This is a genomic window from Paenibacillus glycanilyticus (assembly GCF_023715145.1).
Lineage (GTDB): Bacteria > Bacillota > Bacilli > Paenibacillales > Paenibacillaceae > Pristimantibacillus > Pristimantibacillus glycanilyticus_A.
The window spans coordinates 1,015,441-1,040,219 of sequence record NZ_JAMBNP010000001.1; the positions used below are offsets into that span (position 1 = coordinate 1,015,441).

Below are 24,779 nucleotides of genomic sequence, written 5' to 3' on the forward strand. Positions count from 1 at the left end.
TTCTACTCCCAGATCATAATGGCAGCATAAGCCAGGAATAAGGCCATAATCAGATTCACGGCCGTATGATGCTTATGTAAAAACTCCTTAAAAACAGCGCCAAACAGCACCCACGTAAGAAATGCGGAAAAACCGATTAGCGTGATGACCAGAATGGATAAGCTGACCATCGACAAGCCGCTGTAATAAGGCATTATAAAAGTAGGCAAGACAGTCATGGCGAACAGGACGGTCTTCGGATTCAAAAACTGCAGCACGAAGCCGGATAGAAAACTTGCCGTTTGATTTACCGCTTTTGGCGAAGTATTCTTTTTAACCATTCGGTACGCGAGACAGACCATGTACAGGCTTCCCGCAAGCTGCATGACGACCAGTATTCTCGGCATTACCGTTAGTAGCAGTGTATTTAAGGCCGCAGACAGCACAAGCAATAGGCCAAAACCAACCGCCGACCCATAGGAGAATTTCATCGCCCTTCCGGTTCCTGCGCTGGTCACGGTAGACAGGATTAAAATATTCGTTGGCCCTGGTGTAAACGTCGCAATGATGCAATAAATAAAAAAAGATGATAGGTCCATGAGAATCCGCTCCCTTCAAGCTCTTCTCATATCCTACATCCTTAAAGAAATGTCCTATAGTATATTATTGCAGATTATCAGCCAGCTGCGCTATGGGAGTCGGTGGCAGCATAGAAGCCCGAAGCTGCTCCATGCAGTTCGGGCTTCTTGCGAACGGTATTCATCCTTTAATAGAGCCAATCATCACGCCTTTAACGAAATGCCGCTGCACGAAGGGATACATAATCCATACGGGCAGACTGGAGACGATAATGACCGCATACTTGATGCTCAAAGAAAAGCATTCGATCACCCTTGGCCCCACGCGGGCCATAATCCTTCAATTCGTTCTCACCCCGCAAGCGTACACGGCTGCGCCGTCCTCGGAAGAAACAGCCGACTTGCTTATATGCAAAAAAAGAGACATGGCAGAATAAAACTGCCCTGTCTCTAGCTGTCTTCTAGTCAACATTCAGAATGCAAATAAGTATATCGCGCATTTTTGGTGCTTTTAGCGTCAAGATCGGTTAGGCGTTCCAGAAATAACGTCGAATTAATAACCAGTTTCTCATCGGGTATTGTACGTCCCAGAATTCTCCAACCCTGATTAATCAGCTCTGGTTCATCAATGGCCTCGTACATGATCTGCTTCATTCCCTCCGCGGTGCGGACAGCCACAAGAGGATTGGCGGAGGTTCGGCTGATCCGCTCAAGCACCGCCCGCTTATTTCTCACAAGACTGGCCACGAAGATCCGGTTATAGGAGCCGTAATCGAAGCTTGAGCCATTGTCCAACACGACCGTCACTTTTGTTCCTACATTCATGTGCTCGAGCAAAGCGCGGGACGCCTCGTACGCCGCTGGATTCATCTCCACGCAGACAACCTCCACGTCGCCCAGCAGGTGCAAAATAATCGGACTAAGCGGCATTGGACCGCTGCCTACAAAGACAATCGGCTCGTGACTACCCTGCTCAGTCAAACGACGGAGCGTCGACAGCTCCTGCCCGACTAACGCGATGTAGATAGGCCAATTCGGCAGTCTTTTTGCAATATCCATTACGGTACCGTGAAAATCGCAAGCCTGGCGGGAATCGCTAAGTTCGGTCAGAAACTCGGCTTCCGACAGCTTATCCTGCAATTGGCGTTGGTTCGTTTGTATATATTCGTTGCTCAGAACAGCTTGTACCTCTTCCGGTAGATAGCTGGATCTTAACTGTTGCGAAAGACGGCTAATGACGCCCATGACCAGCTGATTAGCAGGAGACAGATCGATTTCCTTCTGAAGAAGCTCGTTGGCTTCGCGGATAAAAGCGATAAAATCGTTGACCACTTGTATTCTAGGCAAGCTACCCGTATGTATAGCAGAACCCGTAGAATAAACCTCCATTTGCCCGACTCCTCCTTCATCCCACTTCCCTTACTTCGAAATATATTCAAATGGTCAAGGATGTAGAAGGATGCCCCAAGTCAAAAAAGGTTGCCATTGATCCTGCGATCAAGGCAACCTGATTCGATATTAAGCCAAAGGAGTTACTGTGCCCGCTGCCTTCCCGAACACTTTGAACTTCCATAACGAGTAACCGTACATGGTTCCTCTTCCCGTGCCGTACATCCGTACATATCTGGCCTCGGTTTCGTCGAAATTGACGATATCGGCACCTCCGTCTCCCGACGTCGTGCTGTAGACATCCGTCCAGTTCTCTCCTTCATTGGATACTTGAATCTGATAGGCGCTCTGCCGTAAGCTGCCTCCCAATCCAGCCTTACGCGGCTGATGAGGCTTGGAGCACCAAGGTCGACCTGAATCCACTGCGGATCGGATGAGTCGGATGCCCAGTGGGTTAGGCTATTCCCGTCATTGGCATCCACAGCCTGGTGCGCGCTCTCGGAGGACGAAGCCGCAATGGCTTTGCCTTTAGCCAGCTCGTTCGTAAACGTATCGGTGAAGGTTGCCTCGAAGTAGATGTAACGTCCGCCATCTTTGATGAAGTACTAATGCTGAGAAGGATTATAGAAGGAGTACTCGTTGTGGGTAATAATTTTTTTCGCGACCTTCAAACGCAGAATTCTTATACAGCCTTCTGTTGCTAAGATTGACCGGGAAACGAGCCTGGAGCTTATAAGCGGTATTGTGATGCGATTTTCTACGCTCCGTGCTCCGGTTCTCCGGCGCCATTGCCCAAGGATCACCGATCCGGACAGCGCTTTCATAATGGAAGCGCACATGAAACCCGATTACTCGGTCATCCTTCGCAGACATTAGGGTGCGTGGCATAGGTATCTATAAGGACTCCCGGAAAATGCTCCTGCACAATCTCTTTGCCGCGGATTAAATGCCGGATGTTGCTTTAGCCGCCGATTACCCAGCCGTAAGGCTGGGCATAGCTTCCCGCCACCATTTCAACGCGTCCGGCCTCATCCGTCAGATGCTGCTTGATCAAGTCATACGAACGGGATCCGTCCGCCACAGCGCTTCCCAGGAGATCGGCTCGATGTCCAGGCATAGCTTCCAGTTCGGTAACTGCTCGAGTCTCCGAATGACATCTGCCCAGGCTCCAAGCGGCATATGCCCTTTGATGCCGCCGTGATAGCCGTCTACGAAATAAGCTTTCTTCGCCTGATTCATCCTACTTCATTCCGGCACGCGTCAATCCCCATAGCATGCCAGTGTACGGGCAGGCACACCTTCGAAGCTGATCTTCACGGGCACAATCGTATTGTCTTCATTAAAGGTAAGCTTGTCGATGCACACGACACGATGATTCGCAGCGGTCTCTGTCAACGGACGACGGTGATAGACGATATAATACTCATCGGTATCCGGTATTTGAATATATCCATGATGACCTGCCCCGGTCGCCACCTCCGGATCCTGCTGCAGAATGGTATCAAGCCGCTCGAACGGTCCGGACGGCGAATCAGAGAGCGCGTAGGCTACCCGATAGTGCGGCCCGCCCCATCCGCCTTCCGCCCACATAAAGACGTACTGGCCGTTGCGCTTGAACATGCAGGGACCTTCCACGTAACCCTCCGGCGTCACCTCGCGATAGACGCTGCCGTCCTCGAAGGGAAGCAGGCTGATCATATCTTCGCCCAGACGGACGATATTGCAATGTCCCCAACCGCCGTAATAGAGGTAATGCTGACCGTCATCATCCCGAAAAACATGCGGGTCGATAGGTTGAGCGCCATAATGGAACTGGTCAATCAAAGGCTTGCCGATAGCATCCCGGAACGGTCCCTCCGGACGGTCGGCCACCCCAACGCCAATACCGCCGGTCTCATCATTGCTTTGAATATCGTTTGCCGAGAAATAGATATAGTACTTTCCGTTGCACTCGATTGGCGACGGTGCCCATACGGCTTTATGCGCCCACTTGAAATCCTCAATCGACAGGATCCGTTCCGCCTTTGTCCAGTTGACCAGATCATCGGAATAAAAAGCATCGAAAAACAGCTGTTCTTCATATTTCGCGGAATAAGTAGGATAAATCCAATACTTCCCTTCAAAAATTCTTGCCTCCGGATCGGCATACCAGCCGGGAAATACGGGATTGCCAGATGTATGTTTATTGTTCATTGTTTGTTCCTCCTATGTGTCTGAATAGAATGGTAGATTGGATGAGTAGGTACGTATAAAAAGAAGTAGAGAATAGAATAGAAATTGATCCATTTCTATGCTTCTTGTCGTTAATTGATAGTATAATCATGTTTCCATTTTTAACTAAAGCGCTTTCATCAATAGAACATTCAACACTTTATCATAACCTCCTTGCCTGACTTCATTTAAACAGCATCAACTTATTATGCTAAGCATACTAAGTTCACACACTATCTTCGAACCTATAGTAATACGAACTCCTAATTTTTTCAAACCTTTTTTATATAATTAGGAATAACTAACTACTCACCTCTTCAATTTCCCGTCAAAATATGTGACATTATTGCTCACCAAATAAAAGTTAGTATACCATTACGAAAAAAGTTAAGTTATAATCAAAGAAATGTTGTTATGAGGTGACTCAAGAATGAGCGAAAAAGAGCCTGGGCTCCCCAAGTACCAGATCGTTAAAAATTACGTATTAGCCCAAATCGAGAACCAGGAAATTTCCAAGGATGATCGCATCCCAAGCGAATCCGAATTTTCCAAGATGTTAAACGTGAGCTCCATCACGGTCAGAAAGGCTCTTGCGGAGTTAGTTAATGAAGGCGTTATTTACCGCATACGGGGGAAAGGCAGCTTCGTGGCGGCAGGTCAAGCTTCCATAACCGAAAAGACGTCCAATCTGGTTGCTTTCGTCATTTCCGGCGTTGAAATGTATGACAGCTCCTATATGCAAATTATGAAGGGGATTCAATCCTTTCTGGGCAAGCATGATTGCAAGCTGATAATCGAGTTTGTGGAGAACACCTTTGAGGAAGAGCGAGAACTTATTCTACGGCTGCTACAATCCGATATAAGGGGACTTCTCATCTACTCCTCGGATCCTGTTTCAGCGAAGGGCTATCTGAATGATATACGGAAGAAATCCATTCCCTTTGTCATGCTCGACCGATCTCCTGCAGGGTATCCGGTCAATGTCGTGACTTGCAACAATCATGACGGCGCTTACGAAGCCGTGGAGTATTTAATCCGGAACGGTCACAAGCAGATCGGATTTGCCGCTTACGATTTCCACCTCAGCCCGGAAGTTGACCGCTATAACGGTTATTGCAATGCCGTAGCCAATGCCTCCCTTTCCGTAAACAAGAAGCTCCTCTATCTGGAGAAAGAACTAAACTATGATGCTCTTGTTGAACAAATACAAGAGGGAGAAATTACGGCGCTATTTTGCGCCAACGACAAACGCGCTCTAGAAGTGCTGGAGCAGCTAACTAGCCGGGGAATTCGAATTCCCGAGCAAATATCGCTTATGGGCTTTGACGATTTCGAAAGCTCCAAATTTGCGAAGGTTGCTTTGAGCACGGTGAAGCAATATTTCGACGTGCTAGGCTACGAAAGCGCCAAGCTGCTGCTTGAAATCAGCGAAGGTCATTCTTATGGCAATAAAAAAGTCATGCTGCCTACCAGTCTGATCATTCGGGATACGGTTAGACCCTTATAAACGCAAAAAAGCAGACTAGCCGGGCAGTCTGTTTTTTTGCGTGCAAAAGCCATTAAATGGGTAAAGGTTTAAAAAATAGCCGATCCGTTAATGCTGATCGAATACCCTACCTCCGTACCTTTTGTTTCTAGGAGATGCAAGCATGGATTTGAGCCATAACCCGCTGGTCAGCAAAGCGTATGCCAGCCCTAAATTAAGACAACTTATCCTGAATACAGGAACCATGTTCCTGTATTGCGATTACTCCGGCTTCGCTTCGCATAATGTTTACGGCGCAGCTTGTTGTACCGTCTTTAACCAAACGATAAGCGTATCCGCCACAAGACTGCCGATCACAAGCGATCAGGGTTCAAACTACGGCGAAATGATGGCGATTATTTTCAGCCTGGAGACGCTTGCTGCAGCAAGCGCCAGCTTAGAGCATCAGCCAAAAATCGCCGTCATCTATACCGACTGCATCCGCATTTCGCATCTGCTTTCGCATTCGCAACTCCAAGAGAAACCTGGAAGACAAGAACTACTAACCGCATTAGCCAACTTCAATCGTTTGTTCCCCGATATCGTCATTCAGATCAAATATATTAGCAAACATAAGAAAAACAACTACTTGCATAGACTGGCTCACAACGCCGCTCGGGATGCCGCCCTTTCGGTTACTTTGTCGTAGAACCAAATTCCGTAATTTGCAAATCAATATTAAGGTTTATCCGCGACTTGCTGAACGTGTCGTCCCAATTCGCCTTTACTTCTTTCCATATATGAGGCTTCTGTATTCTCACGGCTTCACCGAACATGGCCACGTCCACCTTGTACCTGGACTGCATGGCGGATAGAAGATGCTCCATCATGCTCGTCAGCTTCTCCCGGAATAACTTCTCAGCCTTTGTCTGATAGGCATCGGACGCCGGGTTGTCCTCCACGCTCCAATCCTCGCTTATCCGGCCTTTGCCTTCAATGCGGACCTGGAAGACAAGCCGATCATCGCCCCCCCTATTAACCCGAACGCGGGTTTTCATTTCTTTAATCTCGTAGGACATCGTTTCGTCCTGCTCGTTCTTTGTTTTGATGACGCCGCTCGATCCGGCATTTGTAAGCCAGTTGATGCATTCCACATCCTCTTGGGTTAAGGTTCCGATCCACTTGCCGGAATCTCCCTTAATGATACCCGCTCCCGAGAACTCAATCTGTTTTTTGGCCCGAATAATATTTTGCAGGATAAAGCTCTGCTTAGAATGCATTAGAGCATCCAAATCCGTCATAAGGACAGGGTCCATTATTTTGCTTGTCCGGAATTGGTTCTGAACGATATCGTTGATGTAGAAGGAAGGAACCTCGTCAGGCGTTTTTGTCGTTAACGTCTGCATGGCCTTCTCCGAGCTAAGGAAAATCTTTACGCTTGGCCGAATATCATTATCGCGGAGCATAAAATCCGTTATCTGCTTAATGCTTCGATGCTGCAGCAGCTGTGAGGAAATCACGATAATTTTCAAATGATGGCCAATAATCGGCTTGTTCATCCGCAAGGAAAACTGTCGGAAGATCTCCAGAATCGAGTCGCCTGCCCCCGTAATATTCGTGTAAGGAGAAGTCTTGCCCATTACTTCTCCTTTCGAACCGGCCTTTAAGGGGACGATTTGGACGGTAGCCGTGATTTTATTCTGTTTGGAGTAAGCTCCGCCTTTCTCTTCAAATTCTCTCTCCGTCGTACTGATTTCGCCTTCATCTAATGCCATCCCCGCGTAGATAGCAAGGTCTTCTATTTCATTGCTGCTCCAGCAGCCCGATTGGGTGATTACAACCATAACCATCAGCAGCATGAATACAAGCTTAAGGCTTCTCATACTGTATGCCGCCTTTGAATCGCATTAAAGCAATTAGAGAGAGCGTTACGGGGAAAAGGAGAAACAGAAGAATGCTTGAGTAGCCGATCGAGTCCCCAAGCTCAAACACTTCATTAATATTTTTGGGGATCATGGTCACGATGAAGATCACCGGCACTAAAGCAAAAATGACCCCTTTGTATGAGAGGTTAAACACTTGCGACAGCCCTAATGACGAATTATAAAAGAAGCTGCAATAGTTGCAGAACATCTGCATCAGCCATATGACCAATAAAGGAAACTCGAAGCGCTCAAACAGAAATCCCGTTATTTCAAAGCTCCGTACCAGATCAATAGTCGGCCATGTACTGGTTACCGCCGAATCGACGGACAGTCCCCCGATCACCATGATGATCGTAATAAAATACAAACCAACCGGAATGCTTATTCCGGTCAGCATGGCTTTTAGCGCTTGTTTCGGATGTTCTAATTGAGCGACCAAGGTCATTACAACCTCGCATCCCGAGTAGACAAGAACGGTTGATTTCAGCCCCTGGATAACCGGATAGATCCCGTCACCCAGAACCGGCCTTAAGTTGTCGATTTGAAACAATCTCAAGCTAAGCAGGTACGACACAATCAGAATAAACAAGCTGATGGGAAATACGATTTGAAATACCCGCGCAATCGAATTAATCCCTCCAAGCACCAGATAGGCACCCAGCCAAATAAACGGGATGGTTATGGCCCATATGGGAGTCCCCTCTAACAGATAAAATAGCGTCACTTCCGCCATCGCTCGAATTTCAAAGCCTGCTATAACGACGTAATACAAGATCAACATCAGGCACCATACCATGCCCGGGTAACGGCCTATAATCGTTTGCGTATATTGGAAAACGGTCTTGCCCGGAAATCTTAGGCTTAATTTGAGCATGATCACAACAACGAGCATGACGATGATACCGCCGACAAGAACAGAGATCCAGCTGTCCGGCGTCTTTACCGACTCGCTGACACTCCTCGGCAGCGTCAGAATCCCCGCTCCCAGCATCGTATTATTTAAAACAATAGCAGCTTGCGAAGATGTAATTTTGTCATTCGGCTCAACAAATGATCTCGAAACAGACATAAGCTTTCCTCGATTCTACCTGCGTTTGTTTTGCTTCGTTTTCATTAATTTGGGTCTTCTGTTCATCAGGAATATCGGCATCCGCACAAAGAAATCCTTCCAGTCGCTAAGCCGGTAAGGCGTGATGGGGGTAAGGTACGGAACGCCAAAGCTCTTCAGCTTGGATAGATGGCAGCAGACGAGCAAGAAAAACAAAATGGTACCGTACATGCCTAAAATAGCGGCAAACAGCATAGCCACGAACCGGAGCATCCGAAGCGTAATTCCCGCACTGTATACCGGAATGGAAAAGGATGAAATGGCCGTAACGGCTACGACGATAACCAGAAACGGACTCACAATCCCTGCTTGGACCGCTGCTTCGCCAATAACAAGACCTCCAACGATTCCCATTGCGGGTCCAATCGGCTTTGGCAGCCGGATTCCGGCTTCCCGCAAAATTTCGATGGAGATTTCCAGAATCATGACCTCGATCAAGGCCGGAAACGGTACGCCCTGGCGGGTCTCGATAATCGTCAAAGCCAGCTCCGTCGGGATTAGCCCGGGATGGAACGAGATAAAAGAGATATATAAAGAAGGTGCCATCACCGCAATAAAAGCTGCCAAAAACCGGAGCATGCGCAATAACGTACCCGGCAGCCAGCGCTCGAAATAATCCTCCGGGGATTGCAGCAGCATGCTGAACGTAACGGGAACGATAAGGGCAAATGGCGTGCCGTCGAGTAAAATGGCGATTTTCCCCTCTAATAATGCGGCTATGACCCGGTCAGGACGTTCCGTATTTTGTGCTTGCTGGAACGGACTTAAATAGTTATCCTCGATTAGCTGTTCAATGGAACCTGACTCTGCGGCAAAATCAATCTTAATGCTCTCTATACGAGCATGAACTTCCTTCAGTAAATCAGGATTAACGATGTCGTTCAAGTATACGATCGCCAATTCCTTCTGAATGGTATCGCCTACCCTATAGCTCCTGATTTGCAAATTACCAGTCAAACCCTGCTTTCGGATCATGGCCGTGTTCATGTTCAGCTCTTCCGTAAAGCCTACTCGCGATCCGCGCAGCAGAGATTCGGATAACGGCTCGGTAATATCCCGGGAAGGTCCGCAGGGCGGATTGATCAGCAGGCCCTCGCTATGGCCATCGATAATCAGAGCCATATAGCCGAACAAAATGGATTGAGTGAATTCATCCATAGAAGAAGTCGTATGAGCCGAATTGGTAGGTATGCGATCGATCAAATTGGATATGGATTGACCGAAGGGAGCTTCGAGCAGCATTTGCATAATCTGTATTTTTAACAACTGGTCTTCCTGCATGCCCTTCACAAAAACGAGAGCAGCACGGACCTCGGAGTCTCCCACAGCTAGTTCGCGGATAATGACATCGCTGTTTGCTCCAATTGCTTCTCTGACTCTGTTCATGTTGTTATCATAATCTCGAGAAAACGGATGATCAGGAAGTTCTTCTGTGCCTGAATAGGTAGTTTGGCTTACCCCCTCAGCAGAACCCGATTTGTCTTTCGCCAGGGTATTAAGCGCAGCGTATATCCGGTAGATTACTATGGGAACTGCAAGAGTAAGGAGAGCCTGGAAGAACACCTCCCAACCCGGAATATGCGATTTGATAGAAGATAACATCAATAATCATTCCTTTAAATCTCAGTATGAATAATATTCCTTATTTAGCTTTTATTATACAGAAGTTGCCTCCAACTGAACCGGACTTAAACCGGCAACAAAAAAGACAACTCCCCTCCGAATAACGGAAAGAAGTTGTCTTTGTTGCGTTCTATATTATTTGGTTTGACCGTAATAGGCATTCGCTCCATGCTTCCGAAGGAAATGCTTGTCAAGCAGCGCTTGATCCATCGGTTGAAGTGCCGGGTTTAAATGGTAGGCATGCAGCGCCATTTTGGCCACTTCCTCCACAACGACGGCATTATGCACGGCTTCATGAGCGTCTTTTCCCCAATTGAATGGGGCATGGCTGTTCACAAGTACGCTCGGAATCTTCATCGGATCTTTATCCTTGAATGTTTCAACAATCACGTTACCCGTTTCCAGCTCATAATTATTTTCGATTTCCTCGCGAGTCATTGCCCGGGTGACCGGAATTTCTCCGTAAAAGTAATCGGCGTGAGTTGTTCCAAGCGCCGGTATTCCTCTTCCGGCTTGCGCCCAGCTTGTAGCCCACGGGGAATGCGTATGGACAATCCCGCCAACATGCGGGAATGCTTTATATAATACAAGATGCGTAGGGGTATCCGATGATGGCTTGAGCTCTCCCTCCACCTTGTTACCGTCAAGATCAACGACAACCAGATCCTCCAGCTTCAGCTTATCGTACGGCACCCCGCTTGGTTTGATGACCACAAGGCCGCTTTCCCGGTCGATACCGCTCACATTTCCCCAAGTAAAGGTAACAAGTCCGTATTTAGGCAAATCCAGATTAGCTTCCAAAACCTCTTGCTTTAACCGCTCCAGCACGATGCTCATCCTTTCGTCAAACCTCATTTTCATTGTCATTATACACTTGTACGTACATGTTTTCTACAATTATTTTGGTTGACTATGCGACTTGTCATTACATCTTGCGGGTCGAATCTCTAACAATCAAGCTTGGCTTGTATATTTTAGAAGCAGGAACGGAAGCTCCCCCGCTTTCAATCAACTCGATGAGCAGGCTTGCGGCATCCTCTCCCATCTCCGCTTTCGGATGAACAAGAGTGGTCAGCTTCACTTCCGAAGCCGTTGCAAGCGGGGAGTCGTCAAATCCAACGATGGATATATCCTGCGGTACGGATAGACCCGCTTGCCGGATAACCTCCAGCAGCTGCAGAGCAAGCTCGTCGTTGTAACAAACAAAGGCCGTTGGACGTTCGTCCTCCGGAAGCTCCAGGAGCCTTGCCGCTTCTGCAATCGGCTTAACCGCTTTCTCCTCTGTTCGATAGGCGACAACGAATTCGGGAGCCAGCAGACAGCCTTCCTGCTGATGCGCGCGCATAAAGCCTTTAAGCCGCAATACCCCTTGCTGATCATCCGTTTTGAAAAATCCGACGATCCGGCGATGTCCCAGCTCGAGTAAATGCTCAGCCGCCGTACTGCCGCCTTCTTCATCGTCAATGACGAGAGACGGACAGCTGATTTCCGGATATCTGGCGTTGATCATCACGTAAGGAATACGCCGGTTGTTAAGCGCAAGAAAATAAGCGAGATTCGGATTTCCTTCCGCGCTTTTTGTTGGTTCGATGATCAAGCCGCTTAGCGGCTGGCTGGTTAACATGGACAAACTCTCCCGCTCCCTGCCCTTATCGTTGTCTGTGCTGGAGAGCAGTAACCGGTAGCCCTTGGCGCGAATAGCCGCTTCCGTTCCCCGAACGATATGCGGGAAAATGTAATCAGATATGTACGTTGTTACAAGGCCGATGGTTTGCGTTTCCGTACGCTGTTCACTGTCCCGCGCCTCCGCTACAAAGGTTCCTTTTCCTTGCAGACGGTACAATCTTCCTTCCTTCTCCAGCTCCCCGAGCGTTTGGCGAACCGTTTGCCGGCTGAGTCCAAACTGCTCGGATATCTCGTTCTCGGATGGCATCTGCTCATTTGGCTGAAGCTTTCCCGTATCAAGCCACGCCAATATTTCTTTCTTAAGCTGAATGTATTTCGGCAATGTCTTTTCTTTCATGAGCCTGCCCCTTTGCTAGCTTGTCTGTACGATTCTATAGTATGAGTATAGATTAACAAATCAGAGCCAGGAAATACCACTCCTGGCTCTAATCATGGCTTCTATTTACTTGCTCCGGATCATTTATTTATCTCAAATATTCAACTGCGGCTCTTTCAATAGCAAGTCCCGAGGTGTACCGTTTCATAAAGGCTTCAAAGCCTTCCACATCCTTCGCATCCGGGGAGACCTGCGAGCCGGCTTTTCCAGCAAACACTTTCTCGTTAAGATACGCATCCAGCGTTTCATTGTCTTTCTTGTTGATCATGTAAGAGGCGAGCAAGGCAATGCCCCATGCCCCGCCTTCCCCGGCTGTCTCCATAACGGAGACCGGCACATTCAGGGCAGCCGCCATGATCTTCTGACCTACGCCTTCGGTCTTGAACAAGCCGCCATGGCCCAAGATCTGATCCAGCTTCACTTCCTCTTGCTTAAGAAGAATATCCATCCCGATCTTAAGAGCCCCAAGAGCCGTAAACAAGTGAACGCGCATGAAGTTCGCCAGGTTAAAATTGCTTTCGGAGGAACGCACAAACAGTGGACGGCCTTCTTCGAAATGAGTCATATGTTCGCCGGAAAGGTAACCGTACGCTAGCAGTCCGCCGCCGTCCGGATCGCCTTGCAGGGCCAAGTTATATAAAGTACCGTATAGCTTATTCGGGTCAACATCCAAGCCCATTACCTTTGCAAACTCGTCAAACAAACCAACCCAAGCGTTGAGATCGGACGAACAGTTGTTGGAATGAGCCATCGCAACCAGATCGCCGGCAGGCGTAGTAACGAGGTCTATCTCGTCGTAGGCTTTGGACAATTCCTTCTCCAGAACAACCATAGCGAATACGGAGGTTCCGGCAGAGACATTACCCGTACGCTGAGCAATGCTGTTTGTTGCGACCATGCCTGTTCCCGCATCCCCTTCGGCAGGACAGAACGGTATGCCCGCCCCCAATACGCCCGTAACATCCAGAAGCTTGGCGCCTTCTTCCGAAAGGACCCCTGCGTTCTCGCCCGCAACCAACACTTGAGGTAAAATATCTTCAAGCTTCCAAGGAAGATTCTTGTCTGCAATCAAGTCATTGAATTGATGCACCATCGCAGAACTAAAGCCTTTTGAATGAATATCGATAGGGAATACGCCGGATGCTTCGCCAACGCCAAGCACCTTCTGCCCGGTCAATTTCCAATGAATGTACCCGGCCAGAGTAGTGAGGGAGCGAATCTCGGAGATATGCTGTTCCCCGTTAAGAATGGCTTGGTAAAGGTGGGCAATGCTCCACCGCTGCGGAATATGGAAATTAAACAGCTCGCTCAGCTTGGCTGACGCTTGCTCCGTCATGTTGTTTCTCCATGTGCGGAAAGGAACCAGTTGGTTGCCCGCTTCGTCAAAAACCATGTAGCCGTGCATCATGCCGCTGAAACCGACAGCGCCAATGGTTTGCAGGGCTTCACCATAACGCTCCTTTACGTCACGCGCCATCTTCTGATAGCTGTCTTGGATACCCTTCCAAATATCTTCCAGGCTATAAGTCCAAATATGATTAACGTAGCTATTCTCCCAGTCATGACTGCCCGATGCAATCGGCGTATTGTCTTCACCGATGAGAACTGCTTTAATTCGGGTTGAACCCAGCTCAATACCAAGTACCGTTTTTCCGTTCTTTATAGCCTCTCTCACATCAAGACTCATGTTTGTGCCTCCGTCATGGTTAATTAATTAGAATAAAGCCAGTCTCGTTTTCTAATAACTTGTCTGTAGATAGTATAACATCCCTTCAACTTGTATGTACATGTTTAATTCCTATCATGACGGTGAGAAAGAAACACTGCTCTCCTATACATTTCTACGAGAAAATCCCCAGGAGATCCTGAGGATTTTCCGTTTTTTTATTCGATTGATAAAGCCATTCGCAGCCTCAATAACGCAGCCAGGCGCTCATCCCTCCCGGCTAGCGGTTGCCCCACAGTTCAAAAGCCGCGACTTCGCTTATTTCCCGCTCTTCTCCGCAATCGCGTTGCCCGATTTGGATATTTCATTATAAGCTTCTTCGATCGATTTCTGGCCGAACATAACGGCATCCATCGTTTTCTTGTAGTTGTCTATCCATTCCGTCCACCCTGCCGCAGCCGGGGAGAACGGCATCGCTTTATCAATCGACGTATCGTATAATTTCTTGCCGAGCTTCTCCTTTGGCGCCAAGGTAGGCTCAAGCGCGGTATAGATCTCGTCATAGATCGGAATGCCGAAATTCGTGCCGTACGTTTCGCCGGCTGCCTTATCCGTAACGAACCATTTGATGAAAGCCTTCGCCGCATCCTTGTGCTTGGCATCCGTGCTTACGCTCAGGAAGATGGTTGGCTGCGCCCAACCGCCTCCTTCAGGGCCGACCGGAAGATTAACGACGTCAATTTTGCCGGGCATTAACTGCTCAAGGGCCCCTACCGAACCAACCGTTGCGCCTCGCGTCATCACTTTGCCGCTTGCCATCGGATCCGCCTGCGGATCGTTTTCCTTAAAGGAGCTGACCATGTCCGCGGGAGGAACGATTTTTTTCTCGCGGAATTCCGCGTGTATGCCATAGAACTTCATGAACAGCTCTTTGTCCAGGTTGAACTTCTTGCCTTCCTCTTGGATAATCGAGCCCTTGCCGAAAGACATCTGATAGTATTGGTAAAAGTCCCAGGTATCCGTATCGCTGATCGGGTAGACGCCATCCGGAAGCTTGGCGCGGGCATTTCTCGCAAAGTCGAAATATTCATCCCACGTCCAGTCCTTCTTCGGCAGCTCGATGCCCGCAGCCTCCAGCGCTTCCTTGTTGAACGCCATGCCTTGCGCGTTCCGGCTGATCGGAATGCCGTAAAGCTTGCCGCCTATTTTCAGGTTTTCCAATGTCTTCTCGTCGATGACCCCGGTGAGATCGATGTCCGATAAATCCTCCAGCGTGCCTCTAGTCGCATATTCCTGAATGTATGCCCCGTCCATATGAAGCACATCCGGCAGCGAATGGGAAGCAGCCAGCGTCGGCAGCTTCTTCCAATAATCATCCCATGCCATGTATTCGGGCGAGAAGGTTACCGATGGATTTTTGCTCGTATAGACCTCTTGCGTTTTCAGCATCGCCTGATGCCTGATATCCGCACCTTGCCACATGATTTTGAGCTTCACCGGAGCATTGGAATCCCCATTGTCGCCGGGAGCGTTCGATTCTCCTTTATTTGAGCCCCCGCTCCCGCAAGCCGTCAGTGCCAGCATCGCGGAAAGCATCAATAACGTCAATCCTTTGTATACCGTTTGCTTCATCCTCGTTTCCCCTTTACCCTGTATTTTGAAGCTGAATCTGCCAAGCAGCTATCCCTTTAAGCCCGTTGTTGCGATTCCCTCGACGAAATGCTTTTGCGCGAAGAAAAACAAAACGACGGACGGCAAAACCGAAAGCAGCGACATCGCGAGCAGCCTGCCCCATTGGATTTCGAACTGATCCACGTACATGCGAAGGGCCAGACCCACCGTAAATTTGCCTACCGAATTCAAATACAGCATTTGCGCGAAGAAGTCGTCCCAGCTCCATATGAACGTAAATATGGCTACTGTTACCAAGGAGGGCTTAATAAGCGGCAAAACAATCCGGAAGAAAATCCCGTATACGGAAGCCCCGTCGATTTTGGCCGCTTCGTCCAGCTCTCGCGGAATGCCCCGTATAAATTGCACGAGCAGGAAGATAAAGAACGCGCCGCCGCCGAAGAAATGCGGCAGCACGAGCGGAATATAGCTGTCCATGAGCTGCAGCTTATTGTAGAGAATATACTGCGGAACAATCGTTACTTGCCCCGGAAGCATCATCGTAAGCAACAGAATCGAGAATAACGCGCCTCGGAACTTGAAGTTCAGACGGGCAAAGCCGTATGCGACGATCGCGCTGGTGAGAACGCCGCCCAGCACGTTCCAGAACTCCATAAGCAGCGTATTTCCGAAGAAACGTCCAAACGTAAATTCGGGGGAAAACTGCCAGCCCTTGGTGTAATTTTCCCACATCGGCGTGGAGGGCCAGATGGAAGGCGAGCTCATCTCGGCCGTTGTCTTGAGCGAAGCGCCAACCCACCAAATGACCGGATAAAGCATCAGGAGGGAGAACACAATCAGCAGCAGATGCCTGGTAACGGGATTATTTCTGAGCGTTTTGTTCATTTCTGCTTCCCTCCATCCGTCTCGTAAAATACCCAATAGCGCGATACCAGGAAGTTAATGGCGGTCATCAGCGCTACGATGACGAGAAGAATCCAGGCGAGCGCGGACGCATACCCCATTTGATAATGCTTGAATGCCTTATCGTAGAGGAACAGCGCGTACATATACGTCGAATTGATTGGACCGCCCTGCGTAATAATGAATGCGGAGGTGAACATCTGGAAGGAGCCGATAATGCCCAGCACCAGGTTAAAGAACATAACCGGCGACAGCATCGGAAGCGTAATGTGGAAAAACTTCCGCACTTTCGAAGCGCCGTCGACCGATGCCGATTCGTAAAGCTCATTTGGAATCTGTTTCAGACCGGCCAGGAAGATAACCATCGTAGAGCCAAATTGCCACGTATTGAGCAAAATGAGCGTTCCGAGCGAGGTATGCGGATTGGTAATCCATCCGACGCCTTCGATGCCGAACCAGGCAAGCACATGATTGAAATAACCGTTCAGATTAAACATGTTGCGCCACAGCGCCGATACGGCAATGCTCCCGCCAATGAGAGACGGGAAATAAATGGCCGTCCGATAAAGATTCATGCCTTTCAAGCTTTTGTTCAGCAGCATCGCGACCATGAGCGAAAAGAAAAGCTTGAGCGGAACAGAAAACAACACGAACAGAAAGGTGACCTTAAGCGACGTCTTAAAATCGTTATCGCTTGAAAAAATGTTGGCGTAGTTATCCGTTCCGGTCCAGGTCGGAGCTTCAAGCAGCGAATACTCCGTGAAGGACAAATAAAAAGACTGGATGATTGGCCATGCCGTAAGAAGCAAAAAACCAAGCAGCCAAGGCGAAATGAAAATGTAGCCTGCCAGGTTGTTATCGTTTGTGCCTTTGACCTTCTTCTTCGCCAGTCGCAGCTTTGCAGCCGCTGGCTTATGCACAGCTTCAACCTTCATCTCACGTTCATCCCCTTTCAGCAGCATCTATAAGGCTCATTTTATTGAAATCGCTTACATCTGTACATGCGATAGAATTATGAATTGGTTTGTTTTTTTACACTCTTGATGGGCTTGAAAAAGCCTCTCCGGGCATAAAAAAAGCCATGCAGCCGCAGCATGCATAGCTTTCTGTCTATTATTGAACGGCTATCCCGTACTAACCCCGGCAGTTAGGCGTTTTTCCGCCGCGGCAGCCTCCATCAAGCCTTTTATGTAGCCTACGCCGTATAGACGTCCAAGCGTTTCGTAGCCCGGATTCGTATTGTCTTCCCCTTCCATTGTGGGTACATGGTCGGGTCTCGACGGACCGTCGAATCCGACTTCATAATACACCTTCATCGCCCCGTACATGTCGGTTTTGCCGTCATCGTGGAAGGTCTCCCGGAAGTTCTCCGGCGTGCCGACGACGTCGCGGAAATGCACGAAGAATAACTTGTTCTGGCGCGCAAAATGGCGGATGACATCCGGGATATGCTCGCCGGCGGTCGCCAGCGTGCCTTGGCATAAGGTAATTCCGCTGTATTCGCTCGGCACCAGATCGATCGCGCGCTGCAGCGCCTCTTTGTTTCGGAGAATACGCGATACGCCGCGAATCGGGCTTATAGGCGGATCGTCGGGATGCAATGCCAGCTTGACCTTGGCTTTCTCGGCAATCGGCACAATTCTCTCCAAGTAATAACGCAGATTGTCCCACAATTGCTCTTCCGTCACGATGCCCGCTTCCGTCAGCGGCGCGCTTTGCATTAAGGAATGATCGTAGCTCGACACAAGCGCTCCCCCGCGGGTGCGCGTTGTTGTCGACGTGCGGAACCAATTGAATTGCGCCATGAAATTGTAGCATAGGACGGGAATGCCAAGAGCGCCCATATTCGCGATAAGCTGCCCCATCCATTCAATTTCCTCATCGCGCCCCGGCAAGCCAAGCTTGATCTTGTTCGTCGGCGGAGCCGATTCGATAACTAGCAGCTGGATGCCATGATTCTCGTAACGCTGCTTCATGTGAAGCAGATTCATATAATCCCAAGGCTTCATCCCGTTCTCTTCCTTCGGCAGCGGGCCTACGGCGTAATCAACGCCCATCTGCTTGGCCAAATGCCATAGCTTATTCGGATGGGAAGTGAAAAACTCGGCTAATTTCATAACGGAACACGCTCCTATGATCTCGTTATTAACGCGATGGTTGGTTTCATTCAATTCGCATCGCGGAATTCGCTTGGCGACAAACCTACCTTCTTTTTGAAAATTTGACTGAAGTAACGGGAGTCTTGATAGCCGACCCGTTCCGCGACCTCATAGTTTTTCAGATGCGTTTGCTTGAGCAGTTTTTTGGCGTTCGAGATTCGAATGCAGGTCAGATGCTCGATAAACGTGACGCCCATTTTCGATTTGAATAAGGAGCTTAAGTAGGCGGGAGTAATAAATACCTTTTCGGCCACGTAATGAAGTGATGCCTTATCGTATTCTTCCTCCATTAATGTAACCGCTTTCTTAATTAGGTTGCGATTAAGGCTGTCGGAGGCATAAGACTTCCCTCCCATTCCTTTGATCGCTTCGAACACCTTGTCTTTCAATTCCTCCAGCGTCTGCAGCTGCATGAGCGCCGTAATATCCGGCGTGCTGCATAGATGGGGCTGGCCAAATGCGGATTTGACCCGAAGCTGCAGGCTGACCAGAAGCTGAAGCGTTGCGTCGACGACTTTTTTGACCGGCAGCGGACCGTATCGGGTCAACCTTTCGTAGAAGCCTTCCACAGCTAGCCGGGTTGCTGAGGATTTGGTCATCAAGTGTCCCGTCAGGAGATGCAGAAGCTCATCCTCCACCTCTTTGGGATATTCGGTATCGTGTGCGTACTCGGTGATGCTGCTGAAGTAAATGGGCTGCGAATGATTTTGGTAGAATCGGTGCTGCGTGGCGAGGAGGGCTTGCTCGTATCCGTGATGCAGATCAGATAGATGCGGGTAAGGATTGCTGATGCCAAGCGCGATCGGAAGATGGAAGCCATGCTCTTGGTTGCAAATGCTGCGGTATAATTCCGTGATGGATTCGCGGTTGTCCCACGAGAAAATGACTCCGACATGCCCCTTGTCATCCGGAAGGACAGCCGTGTTGCCGGGTCCGTGACGCTTGATGACGGCATACAGTTCATCAACAGCGTATCTTCGGGACCACAAATCAACCTCTGCGGTATGAACGCTAAACAGCGCCAGAGCCGGGTAAGCATAATAAGCGTGGAGCCCGTTCTCTTCCAGGCTCCTCTTCATATCGCCGGCCGTGCCGGGGAGCAGGTCGCTCAGCGTTCTGGCACGAACCATTACCCCTTGCTTCATCATCGACACTCCTCTCTTGAGAAAGGATGAATACGTATCTGCGGCTCCAGAGCTACTCTCCGGTGTAATTTTTATAGAAATCCAATCCCCTTATCAGCTTCGTTTCCGAAAGATCGACGTCGCCCGATTTGATAAGATCCAACAGCTCGGTATGTGAGTCAGAAAGCGTGTAGCCCGGGTGATCCTTGTTCGTGACGGTAATAAAGCGCATAATCTTTGATTTGATGCTGTTCCAAATGTCGTACATCAGCTCATTCCCGCTTCGCAAATAAAAGTAGCCGTGAAAGAGCATATCCAGCTCGACCAGCCGGTACGGATCCTCTTGATCGATTGCTTCCCGCATACCGTCAATGACGCCTTCAAGATATGCAATATCCTTCTCGTCCAATACCTTCATCGTGGCGCGAAGCGCGTGTCCCTCGACCATTTGCCGGAGCCCGTAAATGTCCCGTATTTCCTGGGCGGTAATCTCGGAGACGGCAGATCCTTTATTCATCTTGCCAACAATGAGTCCTTCCTGCTTCAGCCTCTCGAGCGCTTCCCTTACCGGTGCTTGGCTGACGCTGAATTGTTTGGCGATATCCAGAACGATCATGCGGTGTCCGGGCAACAGCTCACCCTTCATAATCTGCCTTTTCAAGGTGATGTAGACATGCTCGCTTAGAGAGATTGGACTTTGCTCTGAACTGGCTGTTTTGCTGGACACGGGCTCTCACCACCTTGAGATTTGGGAATTTTATGGATTATCGATAATCGATAATTTGATGCTATTCGCTTCAAAGGGGATTGTCAAGATAAAAATAAATCGCTTTCATTTCGGATCGCCGACCGTAAAAAAACAAACAAAATCATAATTTTACGGTATCGCTTTTCGTTTCAATCGCTCGGTAAGATGGTCATGTAACGCAAGTCGGTGACCAGAGGAAATCCATGATTCATGAGGAGGTGTACACGGTTTGCCCAGGAAAGTAGTCTTCATCGCGGATGCCGACAGCTGGTCCGGCGAAAGCCTTATCTCGCGATTCAGCCAAGGCGGTACGGACCTGATTCTGAACAGTCTTCAAGATGACAAGGAGTGGGAAGACGTGCTTGTTTCCTGCAAAGCCGCGGGCTCAGAGACGCTCGTTACCCATGCCGATCTGTGCAGCAGCCGCGACTTATCGGCTATGCTTGATCAGGCCGAGAAGCAGCTTGGCCCCGTAGACGTCATGATTCACAATTGCTGCTGCTTAAGACCCGCGAGTGTCGAAAGCTGCGAGGAGGAAGAATTTGTCGAAATCATGCGGAGAAATGCCAAATCCGCCTTCTTCTGCACCCAGGCCTTCGGCAAGCGGATGGCGGCGAGGGGCAGCGGCAGCGTTATCTTCGTCAGCTCCATTCATAGCGAAAAGCCGACCGGAGCGTCCTTTGCTTACAGCGCCTCGCAAGGCGCCGTAAAGATGCTGGCTCGCGAAGCAGCACTGTTTCTCGGCCGGTCCGGCATCCGCGTCAATGTGATTGAGACGGGCCCCGTTGAAGGCTCGGACGTTGCTTTTCAGAGTCATCTTTCGGGACTTTATGAGGATTACCGTTACAAGGTACCCGCCGCGAAGCTCGGAACCGCCGGCGATTTGGCAGATCTTTCCTTCTTCCTTGCCGGGGAGCAGGCTAATTATTTGAACGGAGCGGATATTCGGCTCGACGGCGGCTTTCTCCTCCATTATATGGATCATCGCATGAACAAGCCTGCCGAGGGGGAGACGCGATCGCAATGAACCAAAGCCTGATAGGAAAATCGGCACTTGTCACGGGCGCGGGAACGGGCATCGGCAAAGGCATTGCCTGCGAGCTCGCAAAGCGCGGCGCAAAGGTTGCTGTTCACTATAATTCCAGCGATGCCGGAGCCAAAGACACGATGCAACGAATCGAGGCGCTTGGCGGCCGTTCCATGATCGTGCAGGCCGACGTTGCCGACCGGGAGCAGATCGTTCGCATGGTCGATCGGGCGGCGGCGGAGCTCGGCGGCATCGATATTCTCGTCAACAATGCCGCTTTGCAGCTTAATCTCGATTGGTTCGACTATACCGAAGAGCTATACGACCGCGTCATGAACATCAATCTCAAGGGGTATTGGCAATGCATGCAGGCGGTTATTCCTTATATGAAGCAGCGGAATTTCGGCCGCATTATTAACGTCTCTTCGGTCCATGGCAAAAGACCCACCGATTTCGACGCGGTCTACTGCATGTCGAAAGGCGGCATCAAAATGCTCGGCAGAGAAAGCGCCGTCGAGCTCGCGCGTTATGGCATTACGGTAAATACGATTGCGCCCGGAGCGATCGACGTCGGCAAATTCAAAGCGTCCCATCGTAATCCCAGCCGCAAGAAATTTCCCCTGGGACGTGTCGGGCTGCCTTCGGACGTCGCATCGCTGGCCTGCTATCTGGCTTCAGACGAAACCTCGTTTATGACAGGCTCCACCATTCGACTCGATGGTGCAAGCATGTTGCTATAATCGCTTGTCGATTCTATCAAATACCCAATTTACTTTAAGGAGCCCTGCCCATGACCCAACAGGAAACCTATGAAAGCACGTTAGCACATGTCAACACCTACTCCAAACCTTCGGAGCTTCGCATTACCGATATTCGGTTTGCCGATATTGCAGGGGCTCCCATGCATTGCAGCTTGATCAAAGTATTCACGAACCAGGGCATCGTTGGATTCGGCGAAGTGCGCGACGGCGCCGACAAACAGTTCGCCCTTCAGCTCAAAAGCAGGCTTCTTGGCGAAAATCCGTGCAATATCGACAAGCTGTTCCGCAGAATCAAGCAATTTGGCGGACATTCCCGGCAAGGCGGCGGCGTAAGCGGCATAGAGATTGCCCTCTGGGATATCGCCGGCAAGGCCTACGGCATGCCGATCTATCAAATGCTGGGCGGCAAGTTCCGCGACCGTATCCGCATGTACTGCGACACCGACGTCGACGGCAAGGATACGGGGAAAGCCATGGGCTTGGCGCTGCAAAAAAGAATGGAACAAGGGTTTACCTTCCTCAAGATGGATCTTGGCATCAATCAAATCCTCCATGAGCCCGGAGCGTTGAGCGCCCCGCTGGGCTTTCTGGGGGAAATGAAAGCTCTGTCCAAATCCTGGTATTCCCGCAAGCATTCGAACTACACGGAGCAGGAGCTGCGGGAAATACGCAACCGCCACTACGATATTTATAACATCGCTCATCCGTTTACGGGCATTCACGTAACCGAGAAAGGGCTCGACATGCTGGAGCAATACGTGGCCGACGTTCGCATGGTCATCGGCTACGAGGTCCCTCTTGCCATCGACCACTTCGGACACATCGGCTTGCAGGACTGCATCAGGCTGGGACGCCGAATCGAAAAATACAACTTGGCCTGGATGGAGGACATGATCCCGTGGCAATACACGAATCAATATGCCCAGCTCGCAAGCATGGTGACGACCCCCATCTGCACCGGAGAGGACATTTATCTCAAGGAGAATTTCAAGCCGCTCCTGGAAGCCGGCGGCGTATCCGTCATTCATCCCGACGTGCTGACGACCGGAGGCATCCTGGAAACGAAAAAAATCGGCGACATGGCCCAGGAATACGGCGTTGCGATGGCCATCCATATGGCGGAGAGCCCTATCGCCTGCCTTGCGGCCGTACATGCCGCAGCCGCCACGGAAAACTTCCTGGCGCTCGAATACCATTCCGTCGATGTCGAGTGGTGGGATGATCTGATTGTCAGCAAGCTGCCAAAGCCGCTTGTCCAGAACGGTTTCATTCATGTGCCCGACGCGCCAGGTCTTGGCATCGAAGCGCTTAACGACGAGGTTATTGCCCAGCATCTGCACCCCGAAATTCCCGGACTATGGCTCCCTACCGACGAGTGGAACGGCTATTGGTCCAATGACCGTCTATGGAGCTAAACAGTTAGCATTTATCATATAAAGCGAGGTGTTCGATATGAAATTCAATAATGCCGAAGATACCATCCAGCTGTCTCCGCTATGGGAAGGCGAGCGCTTCCCGGACGGCCGTCCCAAAGTGCCGTCCAGCGTGCTCGGAAGATTAAGCAGAATTACGCTTGAGGAAGCATGGGGGCCGCTTTGGTCCAGAGGGTATCATTATCAATTCGAAGGCGATTTCAAGATCATTCATCCGAACAAGATCATGGTCGGCCGCGCGGTTACGGCCGTTATGGTGCCTAAACGTCCCGATTTGCATGACACGCTGCTGAATTACGGTCATGAGCAGGAGGATCGCAGAGGCTTCTTTAACCAATGGGTTATCGACTGCCTGGAGGAAGAGGACGTCGTTGTCATTGATTTGTTCGATAAAATCTATCAGGGCACCTACGTGGGCGGCAACCTGTCCACCGCTATATCAACCCGCACCAAGACCGGAGGAGCCGTTATTTGGGGCGGCATACGGGATAATCAGCAGGTTCAGCAAATCGAGAACATTAATGTTTTCTATCGAGGCAGCGATCCGACCGCGATCGCCGACGTCACGATGGTTGGCATGAATGTTCCCGCCCGCATCGGCCGGGCGGTCTGCCTCCCGGGCGACGTCGTGCTAGGCACGCCGTCAGGCGTTATCTTCATTCCGGCCCACTTGGCCGAGCTGACCGCAACCCACGCGGAGAAATCGCAGGTCCGCGACGTGTTTGGCTTTGCCCGCCTGAACAGCAGCACGTATACGACGGCGCAAATCGATGCCGCCTGGACAACGCCCATGTGGCAGGACTTCATGCAATGGTTCGACACGGACAAAGCCGCCGCGCCTTACCGGCATTTGACCTGGGAGCAAGAGCTCGAAGAAGCGCGCCGCAATGAAAACAGCGGCCCTTCCAGCGATGTTCGATTATAGGACCTCGATTATTGCGGTTGCCAGTCTATCCTTCTAATGATATAAACAACTTAGATGTTAT

22 protein-coding genes and 2 pseudogenes are annotated in these 24,779 nt (G+C 50.0%); 6 read left to right on the forward strand and 18 right to left on the reverse strand.

Features of this window, described 5'->3' with window-relative positions; translation table 11 throughout:
- Positions 1–2: 2 nt before the first annotated feature.
- The 6 genes and pseudogenes from M3194_RS04650 to M3194_RS04680 all read right to left on the reverse strand — a co-directional run bounded on the left by M3194_RS04650 (position 3) and on the right by M3194_RS04680 (position 4,139).
- Positions 3–578, reverse strand: coding sequence for a LysE family translocator (locus M3194_RS04650; protein WP_251651909.1), 576 nt, complete (start codon positions 576–578; stop codon positions 3–5).
- A gap of 160 nt (positions 579–738) precedes the next feature.
- Positions 739–849: pseudogene (locus M3194_RS04655) on the reverse strand (carbohydrate ABC transporter permease); the annotation flags it as partial.
- 173 nt (positions 850–1,022) lie between these two features.
- The gene (locus tag M3194_RS04660; RefSeq protein WP_251651910.1) at positions 1,023–1,946 is read right to left on the reverse strand and encodes a nicotianamine synthase family protein; all 924 of its coding nucleotides are present in this window, start codon (positions 1,944–1,946) and stop codon (positions 1,023–1,025) included.
- 129 nt (positions 1,947–2,075) lie between these two features.
- Positions 2,076–2,428: pseudogene (locus tag M3194_RS04665) on the reverse strand (discoidin domain-containing protein).
- Positions 2,429–2,996: 568 nt separating this feature from the next.
- Entirely contained in the window at positions 2,997–3,185 is a 189-nt protein-coding gene (locus tag M3194_RS04675) for a hypothetical protein (protein ID WP_251651913.1), read from the reverse strand.
- A gap of 21 nt (positions 3,186–3,206) precedes the next feature.
- Entirely contained in the window at positions 3,207–4,139 is a 933-nt protein-coding gene (locus M3194_RS04680) for a glycoside hydrolase family 43 protein (protein WP_251651915.1), read from the reverse strand.
- A gap of 448 nt (positions 4,140–4,587) precedes the next feature.
- On the opposite strand from M3194_RS04680, the gene M3194_RS04685 reads away from it, so the two are divergent.
- Together M3194_RS04685 and M3194_RS04690 are read left to right on the forward strand one after the other, a co-directional pair.
- Positions 4,588–5,664, forward strand: a complete 1,077-nt coding sequence (locus tag M3194_RS04685) for a GntR family transcriptional regulator (protein WP_251651916.1) — start codon at positions 4,588–4,590, stop codon at positions 5,662–5,664.
- Positions 5,665–5,806: 142 nt separating this feature from the next.
- Positions 5,807–6,331: a hypothetical protein gene (locus M3194_RS04690; protein ID WP_251651917.1), complete on the forward strand. Its 525-nt coding sequence runs from the start codon at positions 5,807–5,809 to the stop codon at positions 6,329–6,331.
- Here M3194_RS04690 and M3194_RS04695 read toward each other — a convergent pair.
- The 12 genes from M3194_RS04695 to M3194_RS04750 form a co-directional block, all read right to left on the reverse strand.
- A complete protein-coding gene (locus tag M3194_RS04695) occupies positions 6,318–7,505 on the reverse strand; it encodes a Ger(x)C family spore germination protein (protein ID WP_251651918.1) in 1,188 nt (395 codons plus the stop codon). The genes M3194_RS04690 and M3194_RS04695 overlap by 14 nt on opposite strands.
- Positions 7,492–8,616 carry a GerAB/ArcD/ProY family transporter gene (locus M3194_RS04700; protein ID WP_251651919.1) on the reverse strand — a complete coding sequence of 375 codons (1,125 nt, stop codon included), beginning with the start codon at positions 8,614–8,616 and terminating at the stop codon, positions 7,492–7,494. The genes M3194_RS04695 and M3194_RS04700 overlap by 14 nt, the downstream gene beginning before the upstream one ends.
- A 15-nt stretch (positions 8,617–8,631) precedes the next feature.
- Complete coding sequence (locus M3194_RS04705) at positions 8,632–10,257, reverse strand: spore germination protein (RefSeq protein ID WP_251651920.1); 1,626 nt, start codon at positions 10,255–10,257, stop codon at positions 8,632–8,634.
- A 156-nt stretch (positions 10,258–10,413) separates the two neighbouring features.
- On the reverse strand, positions 10,414–11,106 hold the full coding sequence (gene araD / locus M3194_RS04710) for an L-ribulose-5-phosphate 4-epimerase (RefSeq protein ID WP_311289707.1): 693 nt from the start codon (positions 11,104–11,106) through the stop codon (positions 10,414–10,416).
- Positions 11,107–11,203: 97 nt separating this feature from the next.
- Positions 11,204–12,301 carry a GntR family transcriptional regulator gene (locus M3194_RS04715; protein ID WP_251651921.1) on the reverse strand — a complete coding sequence of 366 codons (1,098 nt, stop codon included), beginning with the start codon at positions 12,299–12,301 and terminating at the stop codon, positions 11,204–11,206.
- A 127-nt stretch (positions 12,302–12,428) separates the two neighbouring features.
- Entirely contained in the window at positions 12,429–14,027 is a 1,599-nt protein-coding gene (locus M3194_RS04720; protein ID WP_251651922.1) for a xylulokinase, read from the reverse strand.
- Positions 14,028–14,324: 297 nt separating this feature from the next.
- A complete protein-coding gene (locus M3194_RS04725; RefSeq protein WP_251651923.1) occupies positions 14,325–15,638 on the reverse strand; it encodes an ABC transporter substrate-binding protein in 1,314 nt (437 codons plus the stop codon).
- A gap of 48 nt (positions 15,639–15,686) precedes the next feature.
- On the reverse strand, positions 15,687–16,523 hold the full coding sequence (locus M3194_RS04730; RefSeq protein WP_251651924.1) for a carbohydrate ABC transporter permease: 837 nt from the start codon (positions 16,521–16,523) through the stop codon (positions 15,687–15,689).
- Positions 16,520–17,476 (reverse strand): carbohydrate ABC transporter permease, encoded by a 957-nt coding sequence (locus M3194_RS04735; RefSeq protein ID WP_251652144.1) that lies wholly within the window; start codon positions 17,474–17,476, stop codon positions 16,520–16,522. Before M3194_RS04735 ends, M3194_RS04730 begins: the two co-directional genes overlap by 4 nt.
- Positions 17,477–17,665: 189 nt before the next feature.
- Positions 17,666–18,658, reverse strand: coding sequence for a mannonate dehydratase (locus tag M3194_RS04740; RefSeq protein ID WP_251651926.1), 993 nt, complete (start codon positions 18,656–18,658; stop codon positions 17,666–17,668).
- Positions 18,659–18,708: 50 nt separating this feature from the next.
- Positions 18,709–19,848: a helix-turn-helix domain-containing protein gene (locus M3194_RS04745; RefSeq protein WP_251651928.1), complete on the reverse strand. Its 1,140-nt coding sequence runs from the start codon at positions 19,846–19,848 to the stop codon at positions 18,709–18,711.
- 49 nt (positions 19,849–19,897) lie between these two features.
- Positions 19,898–20,551, reverse strand: a complete 654-nt coding sequence (locus tag M3194_RS04750; protein ID WP_251651930.1) for a GntR family transcriptional regulator — start codon at positions 20,549–20,551, stop codon at positions 19,898–19,900.
- Positions 20,552–20,801: 250 nt separating this feature from the next.
- On the opposite strand from M3194_RS04750, the gene M3194_RS04755 reads away from it, so the two are divergent.
- Genes M3194_RS04755 through M3194_RS04770 form a run of 4 tightly spaced genes read left to right on the forward strand, consistent with a single transcriptional unit; the run spans position 20,802 to position 24,718 of the window.
- Positions 20,802–21,599: an SDR family NAD(P)-dependent oxidoreductase gene (locus tag M3194_RS04755; RefSeq protein WP_251651932.1), complete on the forward strand. Its 798-nt coding sequence runs from the start codon at positions 20,802–20,804 to the stop codon at positions 21,597–21,599.
- A complete protein-coding gene (locus M3194_RS04760) occupies positions 21,596–22,339 on the forward strand; it encodes an SDR family NAD(P)-dependent oxidoreductase (protein WP_251651934.1) in 744 nt (247 codons plus the stop codon). Before M3194_RS04755 ends, M3194_RS04760 begins: the two co-directional genes overlap by 4 nt.
- A 50-nt stretch (positions 22,340–22,389) precedes the next feature.
- Positions 22,390–23,775: a mandelate racemase/muconate lactonizing enzyme family protein gene (locus M3194_RS04765; protein WP_251651936.1), complete on the forward strand. Its 1,386-nt coding sequence runs from the start codon at positions 22,390–22,392 to the stop codon at positions 23,773–23,775.
- A 37-nt stretch (positions 23,776–23,812) separates the two neighbouring features.
- A complete protein-coding gene (locus M3194_RS04770; RefSeq protein WP_251651938.1) occupies positions 23,813–24,718 on the forward strand; it encodes an RraA family protein in 906 nt (301 codons plus the stop codon).
- Positions 24,719–24,779 lie beyond the last annotated feature (61 nt).